This is a genomic window from Bordetella genomosp. 6 (genome assembly GCF_002119705.1).
Taxonomy (GTDB): domain Bacteria; phylum Pseudomonadota; class Gammaproteobacteria; order Burkholderiales; family Burkholderiaceae_B; genus Bordetella; species Bordetella bronchiseptica_F.
In genome coordinates, this window is record NZ_CP021107.1 from 3840102 (window position 1) to 3862502 (window position 22401).

Here is a 22401-nt window from a genome sequence, read left to right on the forward strand (position 1 = left end):
GCGCAGACAGGCGCCCGGACCCGCGCCCCTCACGCGGCCCGGGCCGCCACCAGCACCAGCATGGGCCGCTCGCGCTCGTCGGCCAGGTCCGGGTTGGCCGCCACCTGGGCCTCGCTCGGGCCCCACTCGTCCACATGGGCAATGGCAAGGCCCGCGCCGATCAGGGCATTGAGCAGCGTGCCCAGCTTGCGATGGTGCTTGACCACGCCCGGCGCCAGCCAGTCGGTGACGCGCGGGCCTTCCCGGTGGTAGCCGTCCAACGGCCAGCGCTTGCGCCCTTGCGCGTCGACCTCCCAGCCGGGCGAGGCCGGCGCCATGTAGATCGGGTGCTCGGTCGAGAACACCAGCCAGCCATCGGGCCGCAGGGCGCGGCGCACGGTGGCCAGCAAGGGCGCCAGATCGGCCACGTAGTGCAGGGCCAGCGAGCTGTAAACCAGGTCGTACGCGGCGGCCGGCAAGGCCAGGGTTTCCAGGTCGGCGCGCTCGTAGCGCACCGCCGCCCCGGCCGTATCGGCGCGGGCCCGCGCCAGCATTTTCTCGGACACGTCCAGGCCCAGCACCGAGGCGGCGCCTTGCGCGGCCGCCCAGCGGCAGAACCAGCCATAGCCGCAGCCCAGGTCGACCACCGACCGACCGCGCAAGGGCGGCAGCAAGGCCCGCAGCGCGGGCCACTCGGGCGCGCCGTCCAGCCCCAGGCGCGAGCGCGGCAACTGGCTGTAGCCCTGGAAGAAGGCGGGATCGTCGTAGATGTTCTGCGCCATGGACATGCGCCCCCAATCGCGTCAAAACGCCATTATGCGCACGGCCGGCCTTCAGGCGCCTGACGGCCTCGCCCGGCCGCACGCTAAGATGCAAGGCATCGCCGCCCTCCCCGCCCGCCATGTCGCTGCGCCGCTCCGCCTTCTTCATCCGCTTCCTAGCGCTGGGCGCCCTGGCGCACGTGTACGTGGGCGCGCGCCTGATTCCCGACGCCGGCCTGCCGGCCGCCGGGGTCGCCGCCGCCATCGTGGCCCTGTGCGCCAGTTGCGTGCTGATCCCGCTGGGCATGGCCAGCCATGCCTCGGGCCGCCAGCCGTGGGGCGACCGGCTGGCCGCCGTGGGCCTGGCGGCGATGGGGTATTTCTCGTCGCTGTTCGTGCTGACCGTGCTGCGCGACGCGGCGCTGCTGCTGGCCTGGCTGGCCGCGCTGGCCACGCTGCCCGTGCCGATGCATGCGCTGCGCGCCGCCTCGGCGCCGGCCGTGCCGCTGCTGGCGCTGGCCGCGACGCTGCTCGGGCTGGCCAACGCGCGGCGGCGCGCCCGCGTGGTGACGGTGGACGTGCCCATCGACGCGCTGCCCGCCGCGCTGCAGGGCTACACCATCGTGCAGATCAGCGACCTGCACGTCGGCCCCACCATCAAGCGGCGCTACCTGCAGGCCGTCGTCGACGCCGTCAATGCGGCCGGCCCGGACCTCGTCGCCGTCACCGGCGACGTGGTCGACGGCCCGGTGGCGCACCTGTCGCCGCACACCCGGCCGCTGGCCGCGCTGCGCGCGCCCGACGGCGTCTACCTGGTGACCGGCAACCACGAATACTATTCGGGCGCGGCGGCCTGGGTGCAGGAATTCCGCCGCCTGGGCCTGTGCGTGCTGCAGAACGAACACCGCGTCGTGCAACGCGGCGACGCCGCGCTGGTAGTGGCCGGCGTCACCGACTACGGCGCCGGGGCGTTCGACGCCAGCCAGCGCAGCAACCCCGCGCAGGCCCTGGCCGGCGCGCCGGCCCGGGCCGCCGTGCGCCTGCTGCTGGCCCACCAGCCGCGCAGCGCCGCCGCGGCCGCGCCGCTGGGCTACACGCTGCAGCTGTCCGGCCACACCCACGGCGGCCAGTTCCTGCCCTGGAACTGGTTCGTGCGCCTGCAGCAGCCCTTCACCGCCGGCCTGCACCGCTACGGCCCGATGTGGGTCTACACCAGCCGCGGCACCGGCTACTGGGGCCCGCCCAAGCGCCTGGGCGCCCCCTCCGAGATCACCCGGGTGCGCCTGGTCCGGGCCTGATCCGGCCCCGGCCGCGCCTGTCGCAAACACCCCGGCACATTGTCGCAATCGCCCGTCGCGGGCGCGCGTTTTTTGCGGCACAGTGAGAGCTGCACTCACCGCCCGCCCCGCCGCGCCTGCCCCGGGCCGACGCCGCCGGCGCCTCCCCTTCCTGCCGGAGAACACCCCATGGCCACCGCCGTCAAGCCCATCCCCGAGGGCATGCACACCCTCACGCCCCACATCATCTGCGCCGGCGCCGCGCGCGCCATCGATTTCTACATCAAGGCATTCAACGCGGTCGAAATGGCGCGCCTGGCCGGCCCCGACGGCCGGCTCATGCATGGCGCCGTACGCATCGGCGATTCGACCCTGATGCTGATGGACGCCTTTCCCGAGTGGGACACGCCCGATCCCAAGGCCCTCAACGGCACGCCGGTCGTGCTGCACCTGTACGTCGAAGACGTGGACGCCGCCCACGCGCAGGCGGTGGCGGCCGGCGCCACGTCCGTGATGCCGGTCACCGACATGTTCTGGGGCGACCGCTACGGCCAGGTGCGCGACCCGTTCGGCCACCTGTGGTCCATCGCCACCCACAAGCAGGACCTCACGCCCGAGCAGATCGCCGAGGCCGCCCGGAACGCGCCGCCCTGCCCCGACATCGCCGAGCAGGCAGGCAAGACGGGCGGCTAGCGGCCGGCCGCGGGGCCGGCGCAAGCCCGGGCAAGAAACCGGGTGCGCGCTGGCGCGCGCTATCCTAGTGTCATGGCCTTTCGCCCGCCGCGCCCACGCCGACCATGACCGCCGCCACCCTCAGCCCCGCCGCCTACGCCCACGCCGAGCGCTTTCTCGCCGGCCTGGACGCCGACTGGCGCCGGCACGTCGCCGCCACCGGCCCCTGCCTGCACCGCCCCCTGCCGGCGCGCGAACCCTACGAAGCGCTGGTGCGCGCCATCGCCTACCAGCAGTTGCACGCGCGCGCCGGCGACGCCATCGTGGGACGCCTGCTGGCGCTGTTTCCGGGCGGCGCATTTCCCGCTCCCGGCCAATTGCTGGCGGCCGACCCGGCCGCCTTGCGCGCCTGCGGCTTTTCGGCCGCCAAGACCCAGACCATCCTGGGCATCGCCCAGGCCGCGCGCGATGGCGTGGTGCCGGACCGGCGCGCCGCGCGGCGCATGAGCGACCAGGCGCTGGTCGAGCGCCTGACCACGCTGCGCGGCGTGGGCCGCTGGACCGTGGAAATGCTGCTGATCTACACGCTGGCGCGCGCCGACATCCTGCCGGCCGACGATTTCGGCGTGCGCGACGGCTACCGGCGCCTCAAGGGCGCCGCCGCCACGCCCACCGCGCGCCAGATGCGCGACATCGGCCAGGCCTGGGGGCCGTACCGCACGCTGGCGGCCTGGTATCTGTGGCGCGTGCCGCCCGAGGCGCGGATTCGCGCGCAAGAAACGTAGTGCTTGCGGTGCAATCGCGCCCTACATTGCAGTCATACCCCACTGCCCGGACCCCGCCATGAACGTCCCCGTCCGCCCCACCCTTGCCTACGCCACGCCCGAAGCGCGCTGGGCCGCCGTCCAGGCGCGCGACCCTGCGGCCGACAGCCATTTCGTCTATGCCGTGCGCACCACCGGCGTGTACGGCCGGCCCAGCAGCGCGGCGCGCCTGCCGCGCCGCGAGAACGTGGAGTTCTTCGACAACGCCGAGGCGGCGCGGGCCGCCGGCTATCGGCCCAGCCGCCACAACGCGGCCGACCGCACCGTCACCGCGCACCAGCACAGCGCGCTGGTGGCCGCCGCCTGCCGCCACATCGAGCAAGCCGACACCCCGCCCACGCTGGAGGCCTTGGCCGCTCACGTGGGCCTGAGCCCGTTCCACCTGCACCGCCTGTTCAAGGCCGAAACCGGCCTCACGCCCAAGGCTTACGCCAGCGCCCAGCGCGCGCGCCGCCTGCGCGCCGAACTGGGCGAGTCGGCCAGCGTGACCGCGGCCATCTACGACGCCGGCTTCAATTCCAACAGCCGCTTCTACGAAGCCTCGCAGCAAATGCTGGGCATGGCGCCGCGCGCCTACCGCGCCGGCGGCGCCAACGCCCGCATCCGCTTCGCGGTCGGCCAGTGCGCGCTGGGCGCCATCCTGGTGGCGCAAAGCCAGCTCGGCATCTGCGCCATCCTGCTCGACGACGATCCCGACCGCCTGGTGCGCCAGTTGCAGGACATGTTCCCGCGCGCCACGCTGATCGGCGGCGACGCCGGCTTCGAACGCCTGGTGGCCGAGGTGGTGGGTTTTGTCGAAGCCCCCGCCCTGGGCCTGAACCTGCCGCTGGACGTGCGCGGCACCGCCTTCCAGGAACGCGTCTGGCAGGCGTTGCGCGAAGTGCCGCCGGGCGCCACCGTCAGCTACACCGACATCGCCGAGCGCATCGGCGCGCCCAAGGCCGTGCGCGCCGTCGCGCAGGCCTGCGGCGCCAACCGGATCGCGGTGGCCATCCCCTGCCACCGCGTGGTGCGGCGCGACGGCGACCTGTCCGGCTACCGCTGGGGCGTGGACCGCAAGCGCGAACTGCTGCGCCGCGAAGCGGCCATCCCATGACGCCCGGCCTGACGCCCGGCCTTCTGCAATCCGGCGCCGCGGCCGTGGCCGCCCTGGACCGCGCCGCCCTGCACGCGCGGCTGGACCGCGACGGCTGGGCCCTGCTGCCCGGGCTGCTCGACGCGCCGGCCATCGCCGCGCTGCTTGCCTGCGTGCCGCCGCAAGGCCCGGATATCGCGGCCGGCGCGTTCGCGCCGCTGCATGCCGCGCTTTACGCGCAGCTGGCGCCGCTGGCCAACGCCTGGGCGCAAACCCTGCAAACCGGCTGGCGCTATCCGGCCGCGGCGCCGGCCGGCGCCCAACCCGGCATCCGCCTGGACATCGTCGAGGCCGGCGATGCGCGGCCGCTGACGCAGCACGAACCCGCGCCCGACGTCTTTCCGCTGCAGCTCGTCGCCCTGCTGTCGGCCCCGCGGCGCGACTTCGAAGGCGGCGAACTCGTGCTCACCGAGCAGCGCCCGCGCATGCAATCGCGCCCCATCGTCATCCCCCTGCGCCAGGGCGACGCCGCGCTGATTCCCACCGCGCACCGGCCCTGCCGCGGCGCGCACGGTTTCTACCGCGCCAGCCTGCGGCAGGCCATCAGCCCGGTGCGCGCCGGCCGGCGCATCGGGCTGGCGCTGCTGCCATGAACACGCCCGCGCGCCGCTGGCGCCTGATCGGCGCCGACGGACAGCCCTTTTTCAGCGCCGAGCCCGGCACGCTGGGCGGCCACCGCCGCGGCCGCCTCTACGGCCGCCTGGATTGCCGCGCCGCCGCGCGCGCGCTGGCGCGAGGCGGCTATGCCGCCCAGCGCGTCTTCTTCCTGGACGAAGCCAGCGCCATCGCCGCCGGCTACCGTCCCTGCGCGGTCTGCATGCCGCAGGCCTACGCCGCCTGGAAAACCGCCCGCGCCCACAAGCGCGCCGCCATGGAGTAAAACAGGCGGGACGCTCCTGCCATCCGGAATTGCCGCCATGCCCTCCGCCTTTCCCGCGCCCGCCCCCGATTTCGACCAGCCCCTGCAATTGCTGGCCGCCTGTCACGGCCGCATCGAACGGCAGTGCGCCACGCTCGAGCGCCTGGCCGCCCACCTGAGCGCGCACGGCAGCGACGACGCGGCGCGCACCGCCGCCGCCAGCGTCATGCGCTACTTCGACAGCGCCGCCGTCAAGCACCACCAGGACGAGGAACAGGACCTCTTTCCCGCCCTCATCGAATCCATGGCCGGCTCCGACGCCGTCTGCCTGCGCCAGCTGGTGGGCTCGCTGACCGACGAGCACCGCGCCCTGGGCAGCGCCTGGCGCCGCGTGCGCGAAGTGCTGCAGCAGGTCGCCGACGGCCAGCCCGCCGCCTTCGCGCCCGGCCAGGCCGAGGACTTCATCGCCGCCTACCGCGCCCACCTGCGCCGCGAAGACGAAGAACTGCTGCCGCTGGCCGAGCGCCTGCTCGACGACGGCGCGCTGGCCGACATGGCGCAGGCCATGCGCGACCGGCGCGGCTAGGCCGCCAGCCCCCACCGCTTCCCCCGACCCGCCGACCGCGCGCCGCGCGCGGGCGGCCTGCTTGCGCCCGAATTCATTCGCCGTGCGCCGTTGACAAACACGCCCCGCCCAAATAGGATCCCGATATAGAAATTTTGGGATCCCATTTTTTTGCGCGCCCGACGCCGAACGCGCGACGCCCGGCCGCCGGCCCGGCTGTCCTGTTTCATCTACCCAAGGAGACTTCGATGACGTGGAGAGTGGATTTGATTGCGCAGCACATCGACGTGGAGAACCGCCATCTCATGGACGAGATGCTGGCCACGCTGGCCGACGAGGACCCGGTGCGCGACGAAGTGGCCGGCCGCGTCTACCGCGGCAAGGACCAGGTCGCCGCGCGCTACGCCGAACTGTGGCAGGCCTTCCCGGATTTCAACGTGCGCCCGGTGCGCTACACCGAGCAGGAAGGCGTCGTCGTCATGGAAGCCATCTACACCGGCACCCATCGCGGCGCCTACCTGGGGCTGCCGGGCTCGGGCAAGTCGTTCAACGTGCGCCTGGTCAACGTGTTCGGCTTCGACGACGCGCGCATCGAAAGCGAAACCATCTACATCGACCTGGCCGGCCAGCTGCGCCAGCTCGGCATCACCGCGATCCCGCGCAACTGAGGCAAGGCGCGGCCCACCGCCGCGCCCGCCACGGCAACCAGGAAGCAAGCATGCACATCGACTACTACTTTTCCGTCGTGTCCGACTGGGCCTATTTCGGCGGCGAACGCCTCGAACGGCTCGCCCGCCGCCATGGCGCGACGATCCGCCACAAGCCCATGCAGCTGTCCGCCGTCTACGAGCAGACCGGCGGCATCCTGCTGCAACAGCGTTCGACGCAGCGCCAGGCCTACCGCGTGACCGAGCTGGAGCGCTGGCGCGACCACCTGGGCATCCCCATCACCCTGCATCCGCGCCACTACCCGGTCGACGACATCCCGGCCTCGTGCGCCATCCTGGCCGCGCAGGAGCTGGGCATGGCCACCGGCGACTACGCCAACGCCGTGCTGCGCGCCATCTGGGCGCAGGAGCGCGACATCTCCGATCCGCAGACGCTGCGCGACATCGCGCGCGGCCTGGGCCTGGACGCCGACGCGATCCTGCAACGGGCGCAGGCGCCGCACATCCGCGAGCGCCTGGCCGGCAACACGCGCGAGGCCATCGGCCATGGCGTGTTCGGCTCGCCTTTCTACCTGTGCAACGGCCACCTGTTCTGGGGCCAGGACCGGCTGCCCTTCCTGGAAGACGTGCTGGCCGGCCGCACCGGCGCCCACGCCGCCGCGCCCGCGGCCCCCTAGCCATCCCGCTACACCCATCCATAAAACGAGGAGACAACCATGTTGCGTACCGCAAGGACCACGCTCGCCATCATCGCGGCCGCCGCGCTGCTTGCCGCCTGCGACAAGGGCGGCGCCGACCGCCCGCAGGCCGCCAGCGGGGCGCAGCCGCGCACGCTGCAGCTGGCGCACGTATCGGTGGAAAACGACGACGACATGTACCACCACCTGGCCGCCGGCTTCGCCGAACGCGTGGCCCGGCACACCAACGGCGCGGTCAAGGTGCAGGTGCTGGGCGGCGCGCAGCTGGGCGGCGAACGCGACGTCGCCGAAGGCATGCAGCTGGGCAGCATAGACATGAGCGTCATCGCCAGCTTCGCGCTGGGCGCGTTCGAGAAGAAGGCCATGGTCTTCGACCTGCCCTACCTGTTCAAGGACTACCCCACCGCCTTCCAGGCGCTGGACTCGTCCTTCACCGACGGCATCGAGGCCGATCTCGAGAAAACCGGCCTCAAGGTCCTGGGCTGGGGCCACGGCGGGTTTCGCAACCTGTACAACTCGAAGCAGCCCATCAGGACGCTGGCCGATCTCAAGGACATGAAAGTGCGCATGCCCGAGAACCCCATCTACGTGGACACCTGGCGGGCGCTGGGCGTGAACGTCACGTCCATGGCCTACCCGGAACTGTTCACCGGCCTGCAGCAGCGCACCATCGACGGCGCCGAGAACCCCACCGCGCTCTACTACACCAGCCGCTTCTACGAGGCGGCCAAATACCTGTCCAAGACCGAGCACGTCTACGTGGCCATCCCCATCGTCGTGTCCGCGCGGGTCTGGACCAGCCTCGCGCCCGAGCAGCAGGCCGCCTTCCAGAAGGCCGCCGACGAAGCCATCGCCGCGCAGCGCCAGTTCCTGCTGGCCACCGAGGCGGCCACCGAGAAGAAGCTGGCCGAGGCCGGCGTGGCCATCAACAGCGACGTCGACAAGGCCGCGTTCCGCCAGGCCGCCGCGCCGGTCTACGAACGCTACAAGAACACCATCGACCCCGAGCTGGTGACCCGCGCCCAGGCGCTGGCGCAGTAGGCCGATCGTCGCCACCGAGAGAACCCCGACATGAAACGCGCACTACTCGCCGGGCTCGCCAGAACGAGCCTGGGCTGCGACGCCCTGTGCAAGGCGCTGGCCGCCGCCTTCCTGGCCATCATCGCCATCGCGGCGACGGCCCAGGTCGCCGGCCGCTACCTGCTGGGCTATTCGCCTCCCTGGATCGAAGAGCTGACCCGCTACAGCTTCATCTGGATGACCATGCTCGGCGCCGCCGTGCTGGTCAGGGCCAACGGCCACGCCGTCATCGACATCCTGGTCGCCCGCTTCGAAGGCCACACCCGCCGCGCGCACGCCGTCCTCGTCAACGGCGCCATCCTGGCGGCCGCGGCCATCCTGGTCGTCCAGGGCATCGGCATCGTCGCCATCGTCCACAACCAGCTCAGCCCCGCCATGCGCGTCTCGATGGGCTATGTCTACGCGGCGCTGCCGGCAGGCGGCCTGTTCATCGCCGTGCAAAGCCTCGCCGCCCTGGCGCGGGACCGCGCCGCCGCCCCCGACGCGGAGAAATGAATGCAAGACGCCCTGTTGCTGTTCTCGCTGATGTTCGCGCTGTTCCTGGCCGGCATCCCCATCGCCTTCTCGCTGCTGCTGTGCGGCGCGATCTTCCTCGTGGCCACCGGCCTGCGCCCGCTCATCGTGGTGCCGCAGCGGGTCATGGCCGGCCTGGACTCGTTCCCGCTGCTGGCCATCCCGCTGTTCATACTGATGGGCAACCTCATGGAGAAGGCCGGCCTGTCGCGGCGCCTGATCGACCTCATCGACATGCTGGTGGGCCGGCTGCATGGCGCGCTGGGCTACGTCACCATCCTCGCCTGCGCGATGTTCGGCGCGCTGACCGGCTCGGCCCCGGCCACCGTGGCGGCCATCGGCGCCATCATGATGCCGGCCATGATCGCGCAGAAATACCCGCCGCAGCTGGCCACCGGCGTCACCGCCTCGGCCGGCGCGCTGGGCAACATCATCCCGCCAAGCATCGCGCTCATCCTCTACGGCGCCACCGTCAACGTCTCCATCCCCAAGCTGTTCGTGGCCAACATCGTCCCGGGCCTGCTGATGGCGCTGGCCTTCATGGTCACCAACTTCCTGCTGGCGCGCCGGCTGCGGGTGCCGCGCCAGCCGGCGCGCGCCTACACGGCCGGGCAGGCCGCCCTGGTCGTGTGGCGCGCCGTGCCGCCGCTGCTCATGCCCGTGGTCATCCTAGGCGGCATCTACGGCGGCGTCTTCACGCCGACCGAAGCCGCCGCCGTCGGCGTGGCGCTCAGCCTCGCGCTCGGCCTGTGCTACCGGCAGTTCACGGCGCGCAAGCTGTGGCGCGTCATGGTGGGGTCGGTCGAAACCTCGTCCATGGTCGGCTTCATCCTGGGCGGCGCCGGCATCTTCGGCTGGATCCTCGCCTCGGCGCGCATCCCCACCCTGCTGGCCACCGAGCTGGCGCCCATCCTCGACAGCCAGTTCGTCTACCTGGCGCTGCTCACCGTGTTCCTGCTGCTGGTCGGCTGCATCATGGACGCGGGCGCGAGCATCATCATCCTCGCCCCCATCCTCGTGCCCATCGGCCTCGTGCTGGGCGTGGACCCCATCCACCTCGGCGTGGTGTTCTGCGTCAACCTAGTGGTGGGCTTCTTCACCCCGCCCTTCGGCCTGAACCTCTTCACCACCGTATCCGTATCGCGGCAACCCTACGAAGTCGTCGTGCGCGGCGTGCTGCCCTTCGTGCTGGCCGCCATCGTCGTGCTTTTCATCCTGGCCTACGTGCCCGGCCTCTCGCTCGCGCTGGTCAGGCTGATGGAGAACTGAACCCCATGGACCTCGCCTCCCCCACCCCGCACGACCTCGCCTACGCCAGCGCCGCCGAGCTGGCGCGGCTCTACCGCGCCCGCACCGTCTCGCCGCTGGACCACGCGCGCGCCGTGCTGGCCATGGTCGACCGCTGGAACCCCGTCGTCAACGCCTACTGCCACCTCGACCGCACGCTCACCCTGCAGCAGGCCGCCGCCTCCGAAGCGCGCTGGATGAACAACGCCCCGCTCGGCCCGGCCGACGGCGTCACCTACGGCATCAAGGACATCCTGCTGGCGCGCGGCGCGCCCACCGGCTACGGCTCGCGCGCCGCGCGCGTGGCCCAGCCCGCCACCGAGGACGCCCCCGCCGCGGCGCGCCTGCGCGAGGCCGGCGGCGTCTTCGTCGGCAAGACCACGACGTCCGAGTTCGGCTGGAAGGGCACCGCCGACAACCTGCTCACCGGCGTCACCCGCAACGTCTGGGACACCCGCCTGACCAGCGGCGGCAGCAGCGGCGGCGCCGCCTGCGCCGCGGCCGCCGGCATGGGCACCCTGCAGGTCGGCACCGACGGCGGCGGCTCCACCCGCATCCCCGCCAGCTTCTGCGGCATCGTCGGCATGAAAGCCACCTTCGGCCGCGTTCCCGCCTGGCCCGCCGGCCCCATGCTGACCCTGTCCAACGTCGGCCCCATGGCCCGCAACGTCGCCGACCTGGCCTGCCTGCAGCGCATCATCGGCCAGCCCGACCCGCGCGACTGGCACGCCGTCCCGGCCCCGCGCCACGAGCGCGCGCCGCCCGCCACCCTGCAAGGCCTGCGCATCGGCCTGCACCTGGACCGCGACGCCTGCGACCCCGAGGTCGCCGCCGTCATCGGCCAGGCCGCGCAACGGCTGGCCGCGCAAGGCGCCCGGATCATCGACACCCGCCTGCCGCTGGAAGGCTGCGACAGCCTCATCCGCGCCCACTGGCAAGCCGGCGCGGCGTGGCTGGCGGCGCGGATCCCGCCGCAGCGCCAGGCCCTGCTCGACCCCGGCCTGCAGGCCGCCGCCGCCCGCGGCCGCGAGCTCGCCCTGCCGGCCTACTACCAGGCCATGATCGGCCGCCTGGGCCTGGGCGAAACCATGGCCGCCCACCTGGCGCAGTTCGACCTCGTGCTCACCCCCACCGTGCCCATCCTGCCCTTCGCCGCCGGCCGCGAAGCCCCCGAGGGCGCGGCCTCGCAGGACTGGCTGGACTGGAACCCCTACACCTACCCGTTCAACCTCACCCGCCACCCGGCCATCTCGCTGCCGGCCGGATTCAGCGCCGGCGGCCTGCCCGTCGGCCTGCAGCTGGCGGCCGGGCTGTACCAGGACGAATGGCTGCTGGACGTGGCGGCGTTGGTGGAGGCCTGCCTGGGCGTGGCGGGCGGCGTGCCGGCGGGAGTGCGGGACGGGGCGCGCGAGGCTGCGCGGGCCTGAACGGCTCAGGCCGCGCAAATCCGTTCGATCTCGCCGCGGGCGCAGGCGATGAAGGCGGCCACCTCGTCCGGGCGACGGTCCAGCCCGTCGGCGGCCTGCCCCAGGTAGCCCGCGCGCGCCATGCCCAGCACCGGCCGATGCTCGGGCGCGATCCGCTCCAGCAGCCAGGTCGCCGCCGCGTCCTTGGGCGCGATGCCGCCCGTCGCAGCGGTGTACCAGCCGCGGGCCAGCGCAAGCACGATGTTGCGCTCGTCGCCCGCCCAGTCCTGCGGTGTATTCCATTGCGCCACCGTATCCAGCAGCGCGCGCACCAGGTCGGCCCGGGGCACCGGCGCAAACAGCGCCCGCGCGGCCGGGCCGCGGATCGCGGCGCTGTGCGCGCGCACCTTGGTCAGCAGGATGGCCAGGTCGTGATCGGGCATGGGCCCCTCGATCACGCCGGCGATAATATCGTCGCGCAGCCACTCGCCGAACTGCAGCTGCCGCCGCGCCGGATAGCGCCACGGCGCGACATCGGCCAGCGCCAGCACGGTGACCTCCAGCGCGCGCAGCGAGGCCGAGGCGCCGGGATACGCCGACACGTCCAGCAGCTCGCGCATCAGCGCCTGCCGCGCGGCCGCATCGGGCGGCGCGTCCACCGTCACCAGCAGGTCGATATCGCTATGGGGCCGCAGCCCGCCGTCGACCGCCGAACCGAACAGATGGATCGCCACGATATGCGGCGCCAGGTGCCGTTCGAGCACGGCGCAGGCGCGCGACAGCTGCGGCTCGATGGCAGAGGCAAGGTCTTTGTCCATAGCGCGATGCTAACAAATGGCGGCTGTCCGGGCGCAAGCCCGGCGGCGCGCAAAATGCCGCTTGGCGCGCGGCGCCCGCGGGCCTATGCTGGACATCCAGGCGCCGTCGCCAAGGAGGTGCCCCATGTCCCTCGTTATCCGACCCGCCCGACGCGAGGAGCTGGCGCGCGCGGCGGAGCTGGTTGCCCACAGCATCAACGACCTGACCGGCCGCCACGGCTTTGGCGCCATCGCCACGCCGCGCCCGCCCGACTTCCAGGCGTTCTGCCTGCGCGACGACCCGCGCGGCGCGTGGCTGGCCGAAGACGCGGGCGAAATGCGCGGCTTCGCGCTGAGCTGGACGAGCGGGCGGCTGTGGTTCCTGGCGGAACTGTTCGTCGCCCCCGGCGGCCAGGGGCAAGGCATCGGCAACGAACTGCTGGGCCGCACCCTGGAGCATGCGCGCCACGCCGGCGCCGGCACGAAAAGCCTGATCACCTTCGCCTTCAACACGGTGTCGCAGGGGCTGTACGTGCGGCACGGCCTGTTGCCGCGCCTGCCCATCCACCTGTGCAGCGCCGAACGCGCATCCCTGGCGCGGCGGCTGCCGCGCCCGGCCCTGCGCGCCCGGCCCATCCAGGCCACGCCCGCCGACTTCGGCCTGCTGCAGGAACTGGACCTGGCCAGCCTGGGCGTGTCGCGCGCCAAGCATCACCGCTACCTGCTGCAAGAGGCCCCCGGCACGCGCGGCGTGTTCCTCGACGATACGGCCGGACCGGTCGGCTACGCCTACGTCGCGGCAACCGGCCACGTCGGCCCGCTGGCGGTCATGCATGCCGGCGCGCTGCCCGATGCGTTTCACGCCGCGCTGGCGCTGGCCGCCGCGAGCCAGGCCGGGCAGGTCTCCGTGTTCGTCCCCGGCGCCAGCGCGGCGCTGGCCGCGGCCGTCGGGTTGGGCATGCGGTTCGTGCTGCCGATGGTGCTGATGTCCTCGCACGACAGCGACGGCTGGAACCGCTATCTGCCGCGCAACCCGGGGTTCATGTGAAACCACGGCGCACGCCGCGCCGGGCTCAGTTGCTGTTGACCCAGTCCTGCGTATCCTGGATGAACCAGGGCAGGTTCAGTTTCTCGCCCTCGCCGGACTGTATGGTCAGGCGCTGGCCCGAGGAGCCAGGGGCGCGGTTGGCGCCCTGGTTCGTGGCCGCTGGCGGGCTCCGGTAATCCAGCCCGGTCTGCCGGGGCGGATTGTCCGCGCAGGCCGCCATCGACGCGCACGCGGCCGCGACCAGCAATGGCCGCAATGCCAAAAAAAGGGTGTTCATGATGTTCAGGTTCCAGCTGGCGGCACAGGCCGAAGTGCCGGGCAATCAAGGCCTCCAGCCTCATACCTTACTCGCAATGCGGGGTCTGCGTCAGCGCCGCGCCGGGCGGCATGAAAGTAGAGGAATTGCCCCGGCCGCCGGGCTACACTGCAACTTCCAGGGCCCCTGAACATCCATGGAGTTTTTCATGAAAAAGTCCATATTCCCCTGCGCGGCTTCCCTGCTCTGCCTGTTCGGCCTGGGCGCCGCCGCCCAGACCGTGACGCCGCTGCAAGGGCAGTCTCCCGAAACCACCCAGCAAGACATGGCTGCCTGCCAGGCCCAGGCTGGCAGCACCGGCAGCGCCAGCGCCGACAGTTCGCGGTCCGGCGGACGCGTGCGCGGCGCGGCCGCCGGCGCGGCTGCCGGCGCGGCGGTCGCAGGCGTGCGCGGCCGGCAGCACGAAGAGGTCTATGACCGGGTGGACGATGACGTCAAGCAGGAGTACCGGCAGAACAAGGCCAAGGATGGCGCGGTGGCGGGGATGGTCGTGGGCGGCTCGCGGCAGCGCCAGGACCGCCGCCAGGACCGCAGGAACGACGCCCAGCAAGGCACGGCCGCGTCCTCGGCCTACAGCAGTTGCATGCAGCAGCGCGGCTACCAGGTAACGCCTTGAGCGCCGCACGCCGTTCCTGAGCCGCCCCTGCCGGCAGGCGGGCGGCGGCCCCTCAGGCCGGCACAGGCCCTTCGCCGCCCATCACGCCCGCCGCCCGCCTTGCCTGCTTGTCCGCATACATCAAGCGGTCGGCCTCCTTCAGCACGGCTGGCACGGAGCTCGCGGACGGATCCACGCTGACCACGCCCAGGCTCGCGCCGGGATAATCGAAGCCGCAATCGGCGAAGCGGTAGGCGCCCACCAGCAAGGGCGCCAGGCGCTCGCGCATGGCCGCGGCGGCCGCGTCCGGGTCGCCCGATGCGGACGCGGGCACCAGCCCCACCACGACGAACTCATCGCCGCCCCACCGGCCCAGCGTGTCGCTGGCCCGCAGGCCGGCCGACATGCGCCGGCCCGCCTCGACCAGGAACTTGTCGCCCACCTCGTGCCCATAGGTGTCGTTGATCGCCTTGAATCCATCCAGGTCGATGAACGCCACCAGCACGCGCTGCTGCAAGCGCTCGGCCAGCGCGAACAGCCGGCCCAGCTCGGCCAGCACGGCGCGCCGGTTCGGCAGGCCGGTCAGGGCGTCGTAGTTGGCCGCATACCGTTCGTCCTGGCGGCGCATCACCATCTGCCGGGCCGCCTGGCCCGACAGCAGGATCACCACCAGGCCGACCGCCGCGACCAGCGTGCTCACCCAGACGTGCTGCGTGCGCAGGGGCGCCAGGTGTTCCAGCGAAGCCAGCGTCAGCAGGCGGTAATGCGTGCCCGACAGCGGCTGGCGCCGCACCAGGTAGGGCTTGCCCTCGATCAGCCATTGCTCGGCGCGGCCGGCGCCGCCGGCCGCGCGCACGTCCATGGGTTCGCCCGGCGCCTCTTCGCCGTCCGGCGGCAGCACCGAGCCCGGCGGCAGCAGCGCGGCCACGTTGCGCAGCATGAAGGGCTCGGCGGACGCGGTGATCACGCGCCCCTGCGGGTTGACGATCAGCGCGGTGTGGCGCCCCGTCAGGTACAGCGCCACCTCGGGCGCGTCGAACTTGACCGTGACCGAGCCCAGCGGCGTGTCGTTGGCGTCCTCGATGCGGCTGGCCACGAAATACGAAGGGCTTTTGTTCAGGCGCGCGATGCCGAACGAATAGCCGTTGCCGGTGCGCAAGGCGTCGATCAGATAGGGCCGGCCCGCGTAGACCATGCCGACGATGCTGTCGGGTTCGGCCCAATTGCTGGCCGTCACGGTGTCGTCCGACATGTTGTTCATGTAGATGCGGGCGTAGCGCAGGTCGCTGGCCAGCGCGTTCATGAAGTCGCCCACCTTGCGCACCAGGGGGTCGCGCGTGAAGAGCGCGGCGCGCTGCTGCCGGGTGAGCGCGGCCGCGCCGGGCGGATCGGTGCGATAGCGGGCGGCGAGCTCGGTCACCAGGCCCTGGCGCGCCACCATATTGGCCACGCTGGCCATTTCGGTGAACAGCCGGTCCATCACCCGCGCGGTGGTCTTGGCCTCGTACTCGGCGCTGGCCGCCAGCCGGTCGAGCTGCGCCGTCACGATACGCTGCGAGATCCACCAGCCCAGGCCCGCCACCAGCGCCAGCCAGGCCAGGGCCAGGCCCAGCGTCACGTGGCGCACGATCCGCTGCATGGGCTGTGCGCGCCTGCCTTGGTTGTGCAACACGTTGTTCGCTCCCCTCCCTGGCCGGCCGCCGAACCGGCTTTTCCCGGCGTTCGTGGTGTTTCCGGGCGTGGAGGGAAGTATAGGAGGGTTCCATGGCGCGTGCATGCCCTGAACGCCCCCATGCCCCTATGTTCAAATACCCCTTCCCTACGCCCGCCCTCTTGCGCCCGATGCGATACGAACTTACCGATATGCGGCTATTCGTCGCGATTGCCGATGCGCGCAGTCTGTCCGGCGGCGCGAACGCGGTGCACCTGACGACCTCGGCCGCCAGCTACCGCCTGAAGAACCTGGAGCAGGCGCTGGGCGTGCCGCTGTTCAAGCGCGAGGCGCGCGGCATGGAACTGACGGCCGAGGGGGAGTTCGTGCTCAAGCACGTGCGCGCGATCCTGGCCGGGGTCGAGACCATGCAGGGCGAGGTCAGCAGCTTCGCGCGCGGCATCCGCGGCAGCGTGAAGCTGTTCGCCAACAGCAGCTCGCTCAACGGTTTCATCGTGCCCAGCCTGGGGCGCTTCCTGGCCGCCAATCCGCAGGTCAACATCCTGCTCGAAGAGCGCCCCAGCAATACCATCGAGGCGGCCATTGCCGGGCACGAGGCGGACATCGGCATTTTCGCCGGGCAGTCGCAGTCGGTGGGCGTGCTGCCCACCCGCTATGCGGTGGACGAGCTGGTCATCGCCGCGCCACGCGCGCATCCCGTGGCCGCCGGCGGGCCGGTGAAGTTCGCCGACGTGCTGGATATCGAGTTCGTCTGCATGAGCCGGGCCAGCAGCAATTTCGTGTTCCTGCGCGACATGGCCAAGCTGACCGGCAAGTCGCCGCGGGTGCGCATCCACGCGCATACCTTCGAGGCCCTGCTGACCATGGTGCAGGCCGGAGTGGGCGTGGCGCTGGTGCCGCGCAGCGTGGCGGCCGAGGCGCTGGACAAGCAGCGCATCGCGGTGGCGCCGCTGGACGAACCGTGGGCGCGCCGCGAGCTGACGCTGGTGACGGCCTCCGAAGGTCCGCTGTCGCCCATCGTCAAGCAGGTGACCGCGCACCTGCTGGGCGACCCGACCGTGTCGGCGACCCGGCCCGACCCCGCCTGAGGGCCGCTCAGCGGCCGCGGTTTTTCTTGCTTTCCAGGAATTCGTTCATGAATTTCTGCGGCTCGCCGGTGTTGAAGGCGGCGCCGAATTCGGCCACGCTGTCGTCGATGGCCTGGTCCACCGACATGGTCTCCCAGCGGCGCAGCAGCCGCTTCTGCTGGCGCAGCACCGCCGGGCCCAGCTGCGCCAGGCCCAGGGCCATCTGCCGCACCGCGCTGTCGAGCTCCTCGGCCGGCACGCTGCGCGTGACCAGCCCCCAGGCCAGCGCCTGGCGGGCGTCGATGAGTTCGCCGGCCAGCAGCATCCAGGCGCTGTGGGCCGCGCCGATCAGGCGCGGCATCAGCGCCGCGTGGATCACCGAGGGGATGCCGACCTTGACCTCCGGCATGCCGAACTGGGCGGTGTCGGCGCACACGCGCAGGTCGCACGCCAGCGCGAATTCCAGGCCGCCGCCCAGGCACCATGCGGGAATGCGCGCGATGACGGGCACCGGCAGATGGCGCACGTCGTCGCACAGCGCCTTGAGCCTGGAGATGAACTGGCGCGCCCTGGCTTCGTCGAGCTGCGCCATCTCGGCGATGTCGGCGCCGGCGATGAAAGCGCGGTCGCTGGCGCCGCGCAGGATCAGCACCCGGGCGCCCGGCTGTTCCTTCAGCCAGGCCAGCGCTTCGCGCAGGCTCTCGATCACGGGCGTGCCCAGGATGTTGAGCACCCCGGCGTCGCGGATGGTCAGCGTGGCGATGCCGTTGTCCTCGATGACGGCCTGCGCATGGGCGCCTGAATACACTGCGTTGGTCATTGCTGTACTCCTGAAATCAAGATTCGGTGGCGCGGGCCTGGGCGGCGTCGCGCCCTAGCACCGCCGCGCTGTGCTCGCCCAGCAACGGCGGGCAGGCCTGCAGCGCCCGGGCCGGCGCGCCGGCCAATAACGGGTTGCGCACCAGGCGCATTTCGCCCAGTACGGGATGCCGGACGGTCTGCAGCAATTCGCGGTGCCGCACCTGCGGATGGGCGAACACTTCGTCCAGCGTGTGGATGGGCCCCCACGGCACGCCCGCGGCGTCGAAGGCGTCGGTCCAGGTCTTGCGCGGCGCGCCGGCCAGCGCGGCGGCCAGCAAGGGGCGCAGCGTGGGCATGTGTTCGAGCCGGGCGCTGTTGGTCGCGTAGCGCGCGTCGCCGGCCCACTCGGGACGGCCGACGACCTCGCAGAAGCGCGCGAACTGGCCGTCGTTGCCGATCGCCAGGATCAGGTGGCCGTCGGCGCACGAGAACACTTCATACGGCGCGCAGTTGGGATGGGCGTTGCCGGTGCGCTGCGGGGTCTTGCCGGACACCAGGTAATTGGCGCCCTGGTTGGCGTTGAGCGCGACCGCGACGTCCAGCAGGCAGATATCCAGCGGCAGCCCCTGGCCGGTCTGGTCGCGCTGGCGCAGCGCCGCCAGCACCGCCGAGGTGGCGTACATGCCGGTCATCAGGTCCACCACGGCCACGCCGGTGCGCAAGGGGCCCGCGCCCGGCATGCCGTCGGGCTGGCCGGTATAGCTCATCAGGCCGCCCATGCCCTGGAAGACGTAGTCGTAGCCCGGCTTGCCGGCCATGGGGCCGCTCTGGCCATAGCCCGTGATCGAAAGATAGATCAGGCGCGGGTTCACGCGCGCCAGCGAGGCGTAGTCCAGGCCGTACTTGGCCAGGCCGCCGGCCTTGAAGTTCTCGACCAGGATGTCGGCCTCGGCCGCCAGCCGGCGCACGGTCTGCGCGCCGTCCGGCTGCGAGAAGTCCAGCTCGATCGACTGCTTGCCGCGGTTGCAGGCCATGAAATAGGCCGACATCGAGGCCTGGCCGTCAGGCGATTTCTGGTCGGGCGGCCCCCAGCCGCGCGTGTCGTCGCCGCTGCCGGGCTGTTCCACCTTGATGACCTCGGCGCCCATGTCGGCCAGGTTCTGGGTGCACCAGGGGCCGGCGAGAATGCGCGAGAGGTCCAGCACTTTGACGCCGCGCAGCGCGTTGTGAAGCATGACTACTCCAGACTTGTTTGATTCGAAAGCCGGTGCGGCGCTCAGTCGCCGATGTACACCGTTCTCAGCGTGGTGAAGAACTCGATGGCGAACTCGCCCTGTTCGCGCGGGCCGTAGCTCGATGCGCCGTTGCCGCCGAATGGCACGTGGAAATCCACCCCGGAGGTCGAGGTATTGATCGAGGCCAGGCCGCTCTTGGTGTGCGCCTTGAAGTGCTGGGCGTACTTCATGTTCGTGGTGCACAGGCCGCTGGACAGGCCGAACGGCGTGTCGTTGGCGATGGCCAGCGCATGCTCGTAGTCGCGCGCCGTCAGCACGCAGGCAAACGGGCCGAACACTTCCTCGCGGCACACGGTGGCGCTGTTGTCCAGCCCGGTGACCAGGCACGGCTCGAAGTAATGGCCCCGGGTCGGGCGCGACAGGGCCCGGCCGCCGGCCACCGTGCCGCCCTCCTGGCGCGCCAGCTCGGCATAGCGGCGGTTTTTCTCGAACTGCTCGGCGTTGACCACCGGGCCGATGACGGTGGCCTCGTCCAGCGCGTGGCCCACGGCCAGGCTGGCGGTCCGCGCCAGCAGACGCTCGACGAAGGCGGCCTGGATGCCCTCGGTGACGATGATGCGGCTCGATGCGGTGCAGCGCTGCCCCGCGTACAGAAAGGCCCCGTCGATGGCGCAGGCCACGGCGGTATCGAGGTCGGCGTCATCGAGCACGATGAGCGGGTTCTTGCCGCCCATCTCGAGCTGGATGCGCTTGCCCGCGGCGGCGGCGGCGATGCGCTTGCCCGTGGCCACCGAGCCGGTGAAGCTGACGGCCGCGACCGCCTCGTGCGCCACCAGCGCGGCCCCCGCCTGGCCCGCGCCCAGCACCAGGTTGAACACGCCCGCGGGCAGGCCGGCCTCGCGCATCACGTCGGCCAGGATCCAGGCGCCGCACGGCGCGATCTCCGACGGCTTCATCACCACGGTATTGCCGTAGGCCAGCGCCGCGGCCGCCTTCCAGGCCGGGATGACCACCGGGAAGTTCCACGGCGTGACCAGCGCCACCACGCCCACGGGATTGCGCTGCACCTCGACCCGCACGCCGGGGCGGATCGACGCATAGGTATAGCCCTTTTGCCGGATCGCCTCGCTGGCGAAATAGCGAAAGATATCGGCGGCGCGCGTCGCCTCGGCCAGCGCGTCGCGCAGGGGCTTGCCCTGTTCGCGCGCAATCGCCATGGCCAGCTCGTCGCGCCGCCGCACCAGGCCGTCGGCGATGCCGTCCAGCAGGCGGCTGCGCGCCATCGCGTGCAGGCCGCGCCAGGCGTCAAGCGCCGCCTCGGCCGCGCGCACGGCCTGGTTGACCACCTCCACCGGGGCATGCATGTAGACCCCGACCTCTTCCTGGAGGTCCGACGGGTTGTACAGCGCGACGGGCTCGCCGCCATCCTGCCACTGGCCCGCCACGAAACTGCGGTATTGCTGCGTCGACATCTCGATTGCTTCCTACTTGTCCTGCCGCGGCGTGCCGGCCTTGATATACGGGTAATACATGGGCAAGGCGCCGATGGCGACCATGTCCACCTCGACCACGCACAGGCCGGGGCTGGCGTAGGCCTCGGCGGCGATGCGCTCGAAGTCCCGCGCCGCCTCGACCTTCCAGAACTTCGCGCCGGCCAGCTGCGCGATGCTGGCGAAGGCCGGCCCGCCCAGCGCGTCGTAGCGGTGGCGGCCGTCGCAGACGACGTCCTGGATGCCGCGGATCGCGCCGTACCCCTGGTCGTTCATGACGATGACGAGCATGTCGAGCCGCTCCTGCACGGCGGTCCACAGCTCGGTCATGTTGAAGTAGAAGCCGCCGTCGCCGGTCAGCACCGCCGTCTTGCGCCCCGGGTTGGCCAGCGCCGCGCCGATGCCCAGCTGCAGGCCCTGGCCGATGCCGGCGCTGACCGGATAGATGTTCTGGTGCGCCTTGCGCAAGGGGAACAGGCGATGGCCCCAGGTGCTGTTGCTCTTGGTGATGTCGCGCACCCACAGCGCGTCATCGGGCAGCACCCGGCGCAGCATGGCGGGAAAATCCCGGTACGGGCCCAGGCGGCCGAGGTAGTCGTCGATGGCCGCCTGCCTGGCGGCGCGCACGTCGGCGTCGAACCCCGGATCGATGTCCAGCCCATCGGCCAGGCCGGCCAGCAGCCGGTCCAGCACCTCGGCGCAATCGCCCTGCACGAACAGCGCGTTGGCGTAGCCCAGGTTGTCGCGCGCCGCGTCGATATCGACGCGGACCAGCGGCGTGGGCAGCGGCACCGCCTGGTTATCGGTTTCCTGGCCGCGCAGCCTGGAGCCCACCACCAGCATGAGGTCGGCCGACCGGTACAGATCCAGCACGGCGGGCGCGCCGGCGCCGTTCAAGGCGCCCAGGTTGCGCGGATGATGGTCGTCCACGACGCCGCGTCCCGACCAGCTCGACACCATCCCGAAACCCAGGTCGACCAGGGCGGCCAGCTGGCGGGCCGCGCCCTTGGCGCCCGCGCCCACCCACAGCATGGGCCGGCGCGCCGCCTTGACCCGGCGCACCAGCTCGGCGATGGCGGCCGGCTCGGCCGGCGGCGCGGCGGCGGGCGCGACCTTCAGGGACGCGGGGTCCGGCATGGCGACCTCGCGCCCTTGCAGGTCGACCGGGATCTCCAGGCTGACCGGCCCGGCGGGCGCCTGCAGACACACGCGGATCGCCTCCTGGATGACGGCCAGCGCGCCGTCGGCGTCGGTCACCCGCAGCACCGCCTTGCCGACCGAACGCAGCATGTCCTGCTGGCTCGGCATGTCGTGCACCGTGCCGCGCCCGCTGCCCAGGTAGGGCGTGGCCGTCTGCCCGGTGATGTGCAGCACGGGCGTACCGGCGAATTGCGCCTCGGCCAGCCCCGGCACGGCGTTGGTCGCGCCCGGGCCGGTGCTGGTGACCACCACGCCCAGGCCTTGCCGCGCCCGCGCATGGCCGTCGGCCATGTGCGCCGCGCCGGTCTCCCCGCGCGTCATCACCATGCGCAGGGCCGGGCGCGCCGCGATCGCGTCCATGATGGCCATGTTGTGCACCGACACGATGCCGAAAACCGTATCCACGCCGTTGGCGGCCAGGCAATCGGCCAGCAAGGCTCCCACTGTGTACTTCAT

24 protein-coding genes are annotated in these 22401 nt (G+C 71.9%); 16 read left to right on the forward strand and 8 right to left on the reverse strand.

All coding sequences use genetic code 11. From position 1 onward, the window contains the following. Window positions 1-29: 29 nt before the first annotated feature. Window positions 30-761: a class I SAM-dependent methyltransferase gene (locus tag CAL11_RS18090; RefSeq protein WP_086094622.1), complete on the reverse strand. Its 732-nt coding sequence runs from the start codon at window positions 759-761 to the stop codon at window positions 30-32. A gap of 119 nt (window positions 762-880) precedes the next feature. Between CAL11_RS18090 and CAL11_RS18095 the strand changes: the two genes are divergently transcribed. From CAL11_RS18095 to CAL11_RS18155, 13 genes are all read left to right on the forward strand, one after another. Next, window positions 881-2038, forward strand: coding sequence for a metallophosphoesterase (locus tag CAL11_RS18095; RefSeq protein WP_086093726.1), 1158 nt, complete (start codon window positions 881-883; stop codon window positions 2036-2038). 168 nt (window positions 2039-2206) lie between these two features. Further along, entirely contained in the window at window positions 2207-2710 is a 504-nt protein-coding gene (locus tag CAL11_RS18100) for a VOC family protein (RefSeq protein WP_033447577.1), read from the forward strand. A gap of 104 nt (window positions 2711-2814) precedes the next feature. Continuing rightward, the gene (locus CAL11_RS18105) at window positions 2815-3474 is read left to right on the forward strand and encodes a DNA-3-methyladenine glycosylase family protein (RefSeq protein WP_033447575.1); all 660 of its coding nucleotides are present in this window, start codon (window positions 2815-2817) and stop codon (window positions 3472-3474) included. Between the two features lie 58 nt (window positions 3475-3532). Next, complete coding sequence (gene ada / locus CAL11_RS18110) at window positions 3533-4609, forward strand: bifunctional DNA-binding transcriptional regulator/O6-methylguanine-DNA methyltransferase Ada (protein ID WP_086093727.1); 1077 nt, start codon at window positions 3533-3535, stop codon at window positions 4607-4609. Then, entirely contained in the window at window positions 4606-5241 is a 636-nt protein-coding gene (locus tag CAL11_RS18115; RefSeq protein WP_086093728.1) for a 2OG-Fe(II) oxygenase, read from the forward strand. The genes ada and CAL11_RS18115 overlap by 4 nt, the downstream gene beginning before the upstream one ends. After that, the gene (locus tag CAL11_RS18120) at window positions 5238-5528 is read left to right on the forward strand and encodes an Ada metal-binding domain-containing protein (RefSeq protein WP_086093729.1); all 291 of its coding nucleotides are present in this window, start codon (window positions 5238-5240) and stop codon (window positions 5526-5528) included. The genes CAL11_RS18115 and CAL11_RS18120 overlap by 4 nt, the downstream gene beginning before the upstream one ends. A gap of 37 nt (window positions 5529-5565) precedes the next feature. Continuing rightward, window positions 5566-6093: a hemerythrin domain-containing protein gene (locus CAL11_RS18125; RefSeq protein ID WP_086093730.1), complete on the forward strand. Its 528-nt coding sequence runs from the start codon at window positions 5566-5568 to the stop codon at window positions 6091-6093. Window positions 6094-6320: 227 nt separating this feature from the next. Then, a complete protein-coding gene (locus CAL11_RS18130; RefSeq protein ID WP_086093731.1) occupies window positions 6321-6740 on the forward strand; it encodes a nuclear transport factor 2 family protein in 420 nt (139 codons plus the stop codon). 50 nt (window positions 6741-6790) lie between these two features. After that, window positions 6791-7417 carry a 2-hydroxychromene-2-carboxylate isomerase gene (locus CAL11_RS18135; protein ID WP_086093732.1) on the forward strand — a complete coding sequence of 209 codons (627 nt, stop codon included), beginning with the start codon at window positions 6791-6793 and terminating at the stop codon, window positions 7415-7417. 39 nt (window positions 7418-7456) lie between these two features. Next, window positions 7457-8479 carry a TRAP transporter substrate-binding protein gene (locus tag CAL11_RS18140; protein WP_086093733.1) on the forward strand — a complete coding sequence of 341 codons (1023 nt, stop codon included), beginning with the start codon at window positions 7457-7459 and terminating at the stop codon, window positions 8477-8479. A gap of 30 nt (window positions 8480-8509) precedes the next feature. Beyond that, the gene (locus CAL11_RS18145) at window positions 8510-9013 is read left to right on the forward strand and encodes a TRAP transporter small permease (RefSeq protein ID WP_086093734.1); all 504 of its coding nucleotides are present in this window, start codon (window positions 8510-8512) and stop codon (window positions 9011-9013) included. Continuing rightward, window positions 9014-10300, forward strand: a complete 1287-nt coding sequence (locus CAL11_RS18150; protein ID WP_086093735.1) for a TRAP transporter large permease — start codon at window positions 9014-9016, stop codon at window positions 10298-10300. It abuts the gene before it with no gap. Between the two features lie 5 nt (window positions 10301-10305). Further along, window positions 10306-11745 (forward strand): amidase, encoded by a 1440-nt coding sequence (locus CAL11_RS18155; protein ID WP_086093736.1) that lies wholly within the window; start codon window positions 10306-10308, stop codon window positions 11743-11745. A 5-nt stretch (window positions 11746-11750) separates the two neighbouring features. Here the strand turns inward: CAL11_RS18155 and CAL11_RS18160 are convergent, their stop codons facing one another. Next, window positions 11751-12542 (reverse strand): AadA family aminoglycoside 3''-O-nucleotidyltransferase, encoded by a 792-nt coding sequence (locus CAL11_RS18160; RefSeq protein WP_033454009.1) that lies wholly within the window; start codon window positions 12540-12542, stop codon window positions 11751-11753. A 124-nt stretch (window positions 12543-12666) separates the two neighbouring features. Between CAL11_RS18160 and CAL11_RS18165 the strand changes: the two genes are divergently transcribed. Then, window positions 12667-13569, forward strand: coding sequence for a GNAT family N-acetyltransferase (locus CAL11_RS18165; protein ID WP_086093737.1), 903 nt, complete (start codon window positions 12667-12669; stop codon window positions 13567-13569). A gap of 25 nt (window positions 13570-13594) precedes the next feature. Here CAL11_RS18165 and CAL11_RS18170 read toward each other — a convergent pair whose 3' ends face one another. Beyond that, a complete protein-coding gene (locus tag CAL11_RS18170) occupies window positions 13595-13846 on the reverse strand; it encodes a hypothetical protein (protein ID WP_086094623.1) in 252 nt (83 codons plus the stop codon). Window positions 13847-14033: 187 nt separating this feature from the next. On the opposite strand from CAL11_RS18170, the gene CAL11_RS24560 reads away from it, so the two are divergent. Beyond that, the gene (locus tag CAL11_RS24560; RefSeq protein WP_244172830.1) at window positions 14034-14501 is read left to right on the forward strand and encodes a YMGG-like glycine zipper-containing protein; all 468 of its coding nucleotides are present in this window, start codon (window positions 14034-14036) and stop codon (window positions 14499-14501) included. A gap of 52 nt (window positions 14502-14553) precedes the next feature. On the opposite strand, the gene CAL11_RS18180 is transcribed toward CAL11_RS24560, so the two are convergent. Then, complete coding sequence (locus tag CAL11_RS18180; RefSeq protein WP_086093738.1) at window positions 14554-16257, reverse strand: GGDEF domain-containing protein; 1704 nt, start codon at window positions 16255-16257, stop codon at window positions 14554-14556. Between the two features lie 65 nt (window positions 16258-16322). Here CAL11_RS18180 and CAL11_RS18185 point away from each other — a divergent pair, with 65 nt between their 5' ends. After that, the gene (locus CAL11_RS18185) at window positions 16323-17240 is read left to right on the forward strand and encodes a LysR family transcriptional regulator (protein WP_086093739.1); all 918 of its coding nucleotides are present in this window, start codon (window positions 16323-16325) and stop codon (window positions 17238-17240) included. 7 nt (window positions 17241-17247) lie between these two features. Here CAL11_RS18185 and CAL11_RS18190 read toward each other — a convergent pair whose 3' ends face one another. From CAL11_RS18190 to CAL11_RS18205, 4 genes are read right to left on the reverse strand one after another with little or no spacing between them, the layout of a single operon-like run. Next, on the reverse strand, window positions 17248-18039 hold the full coding sequence (locus CAL11_RS18190; RefSeq protein ID WP_086093740.1) for an enoyl-CoA hydratase: 792 nt from the start codon (window positions 18037-18039) through the stop codon (window positions 17248-17250). 16 nt (window positions 18040-18055) lie between these two features. Further along, a complete protein-coding gene (locus tag CAL11_RS18195; protein ID WP_086093741.1) occupies window positions 18056-19255 on the reverse strand; it encodes a CaiB/BaiF CoA transferase family protein in 1200 nt (399 codons plus the stop codon). A gap of 41 nt (window positions 19256-19296) precedes the next feature. Beyond that, window positions 19297-20727, reverse strand: a complete 1431-nt coding sequence (locus CAL11_RS18200; RefSeq protein WP_033464645.1) for an aldehyde dehydrogenase family protein — start codon at window positions 20725-20727, stop codon at window positions 19297-19299. A 12-nt stretch (window positions 20728-20739) separates the two neighbouring features. Next, entirely contained in the window at window positions 20740-22401 is a 1662-nt protein-coding gene (locus CAL11_RS18205) for a thiamine pyrophosphate-binding protein (protein WP_086093742.1), read from the reverse strand.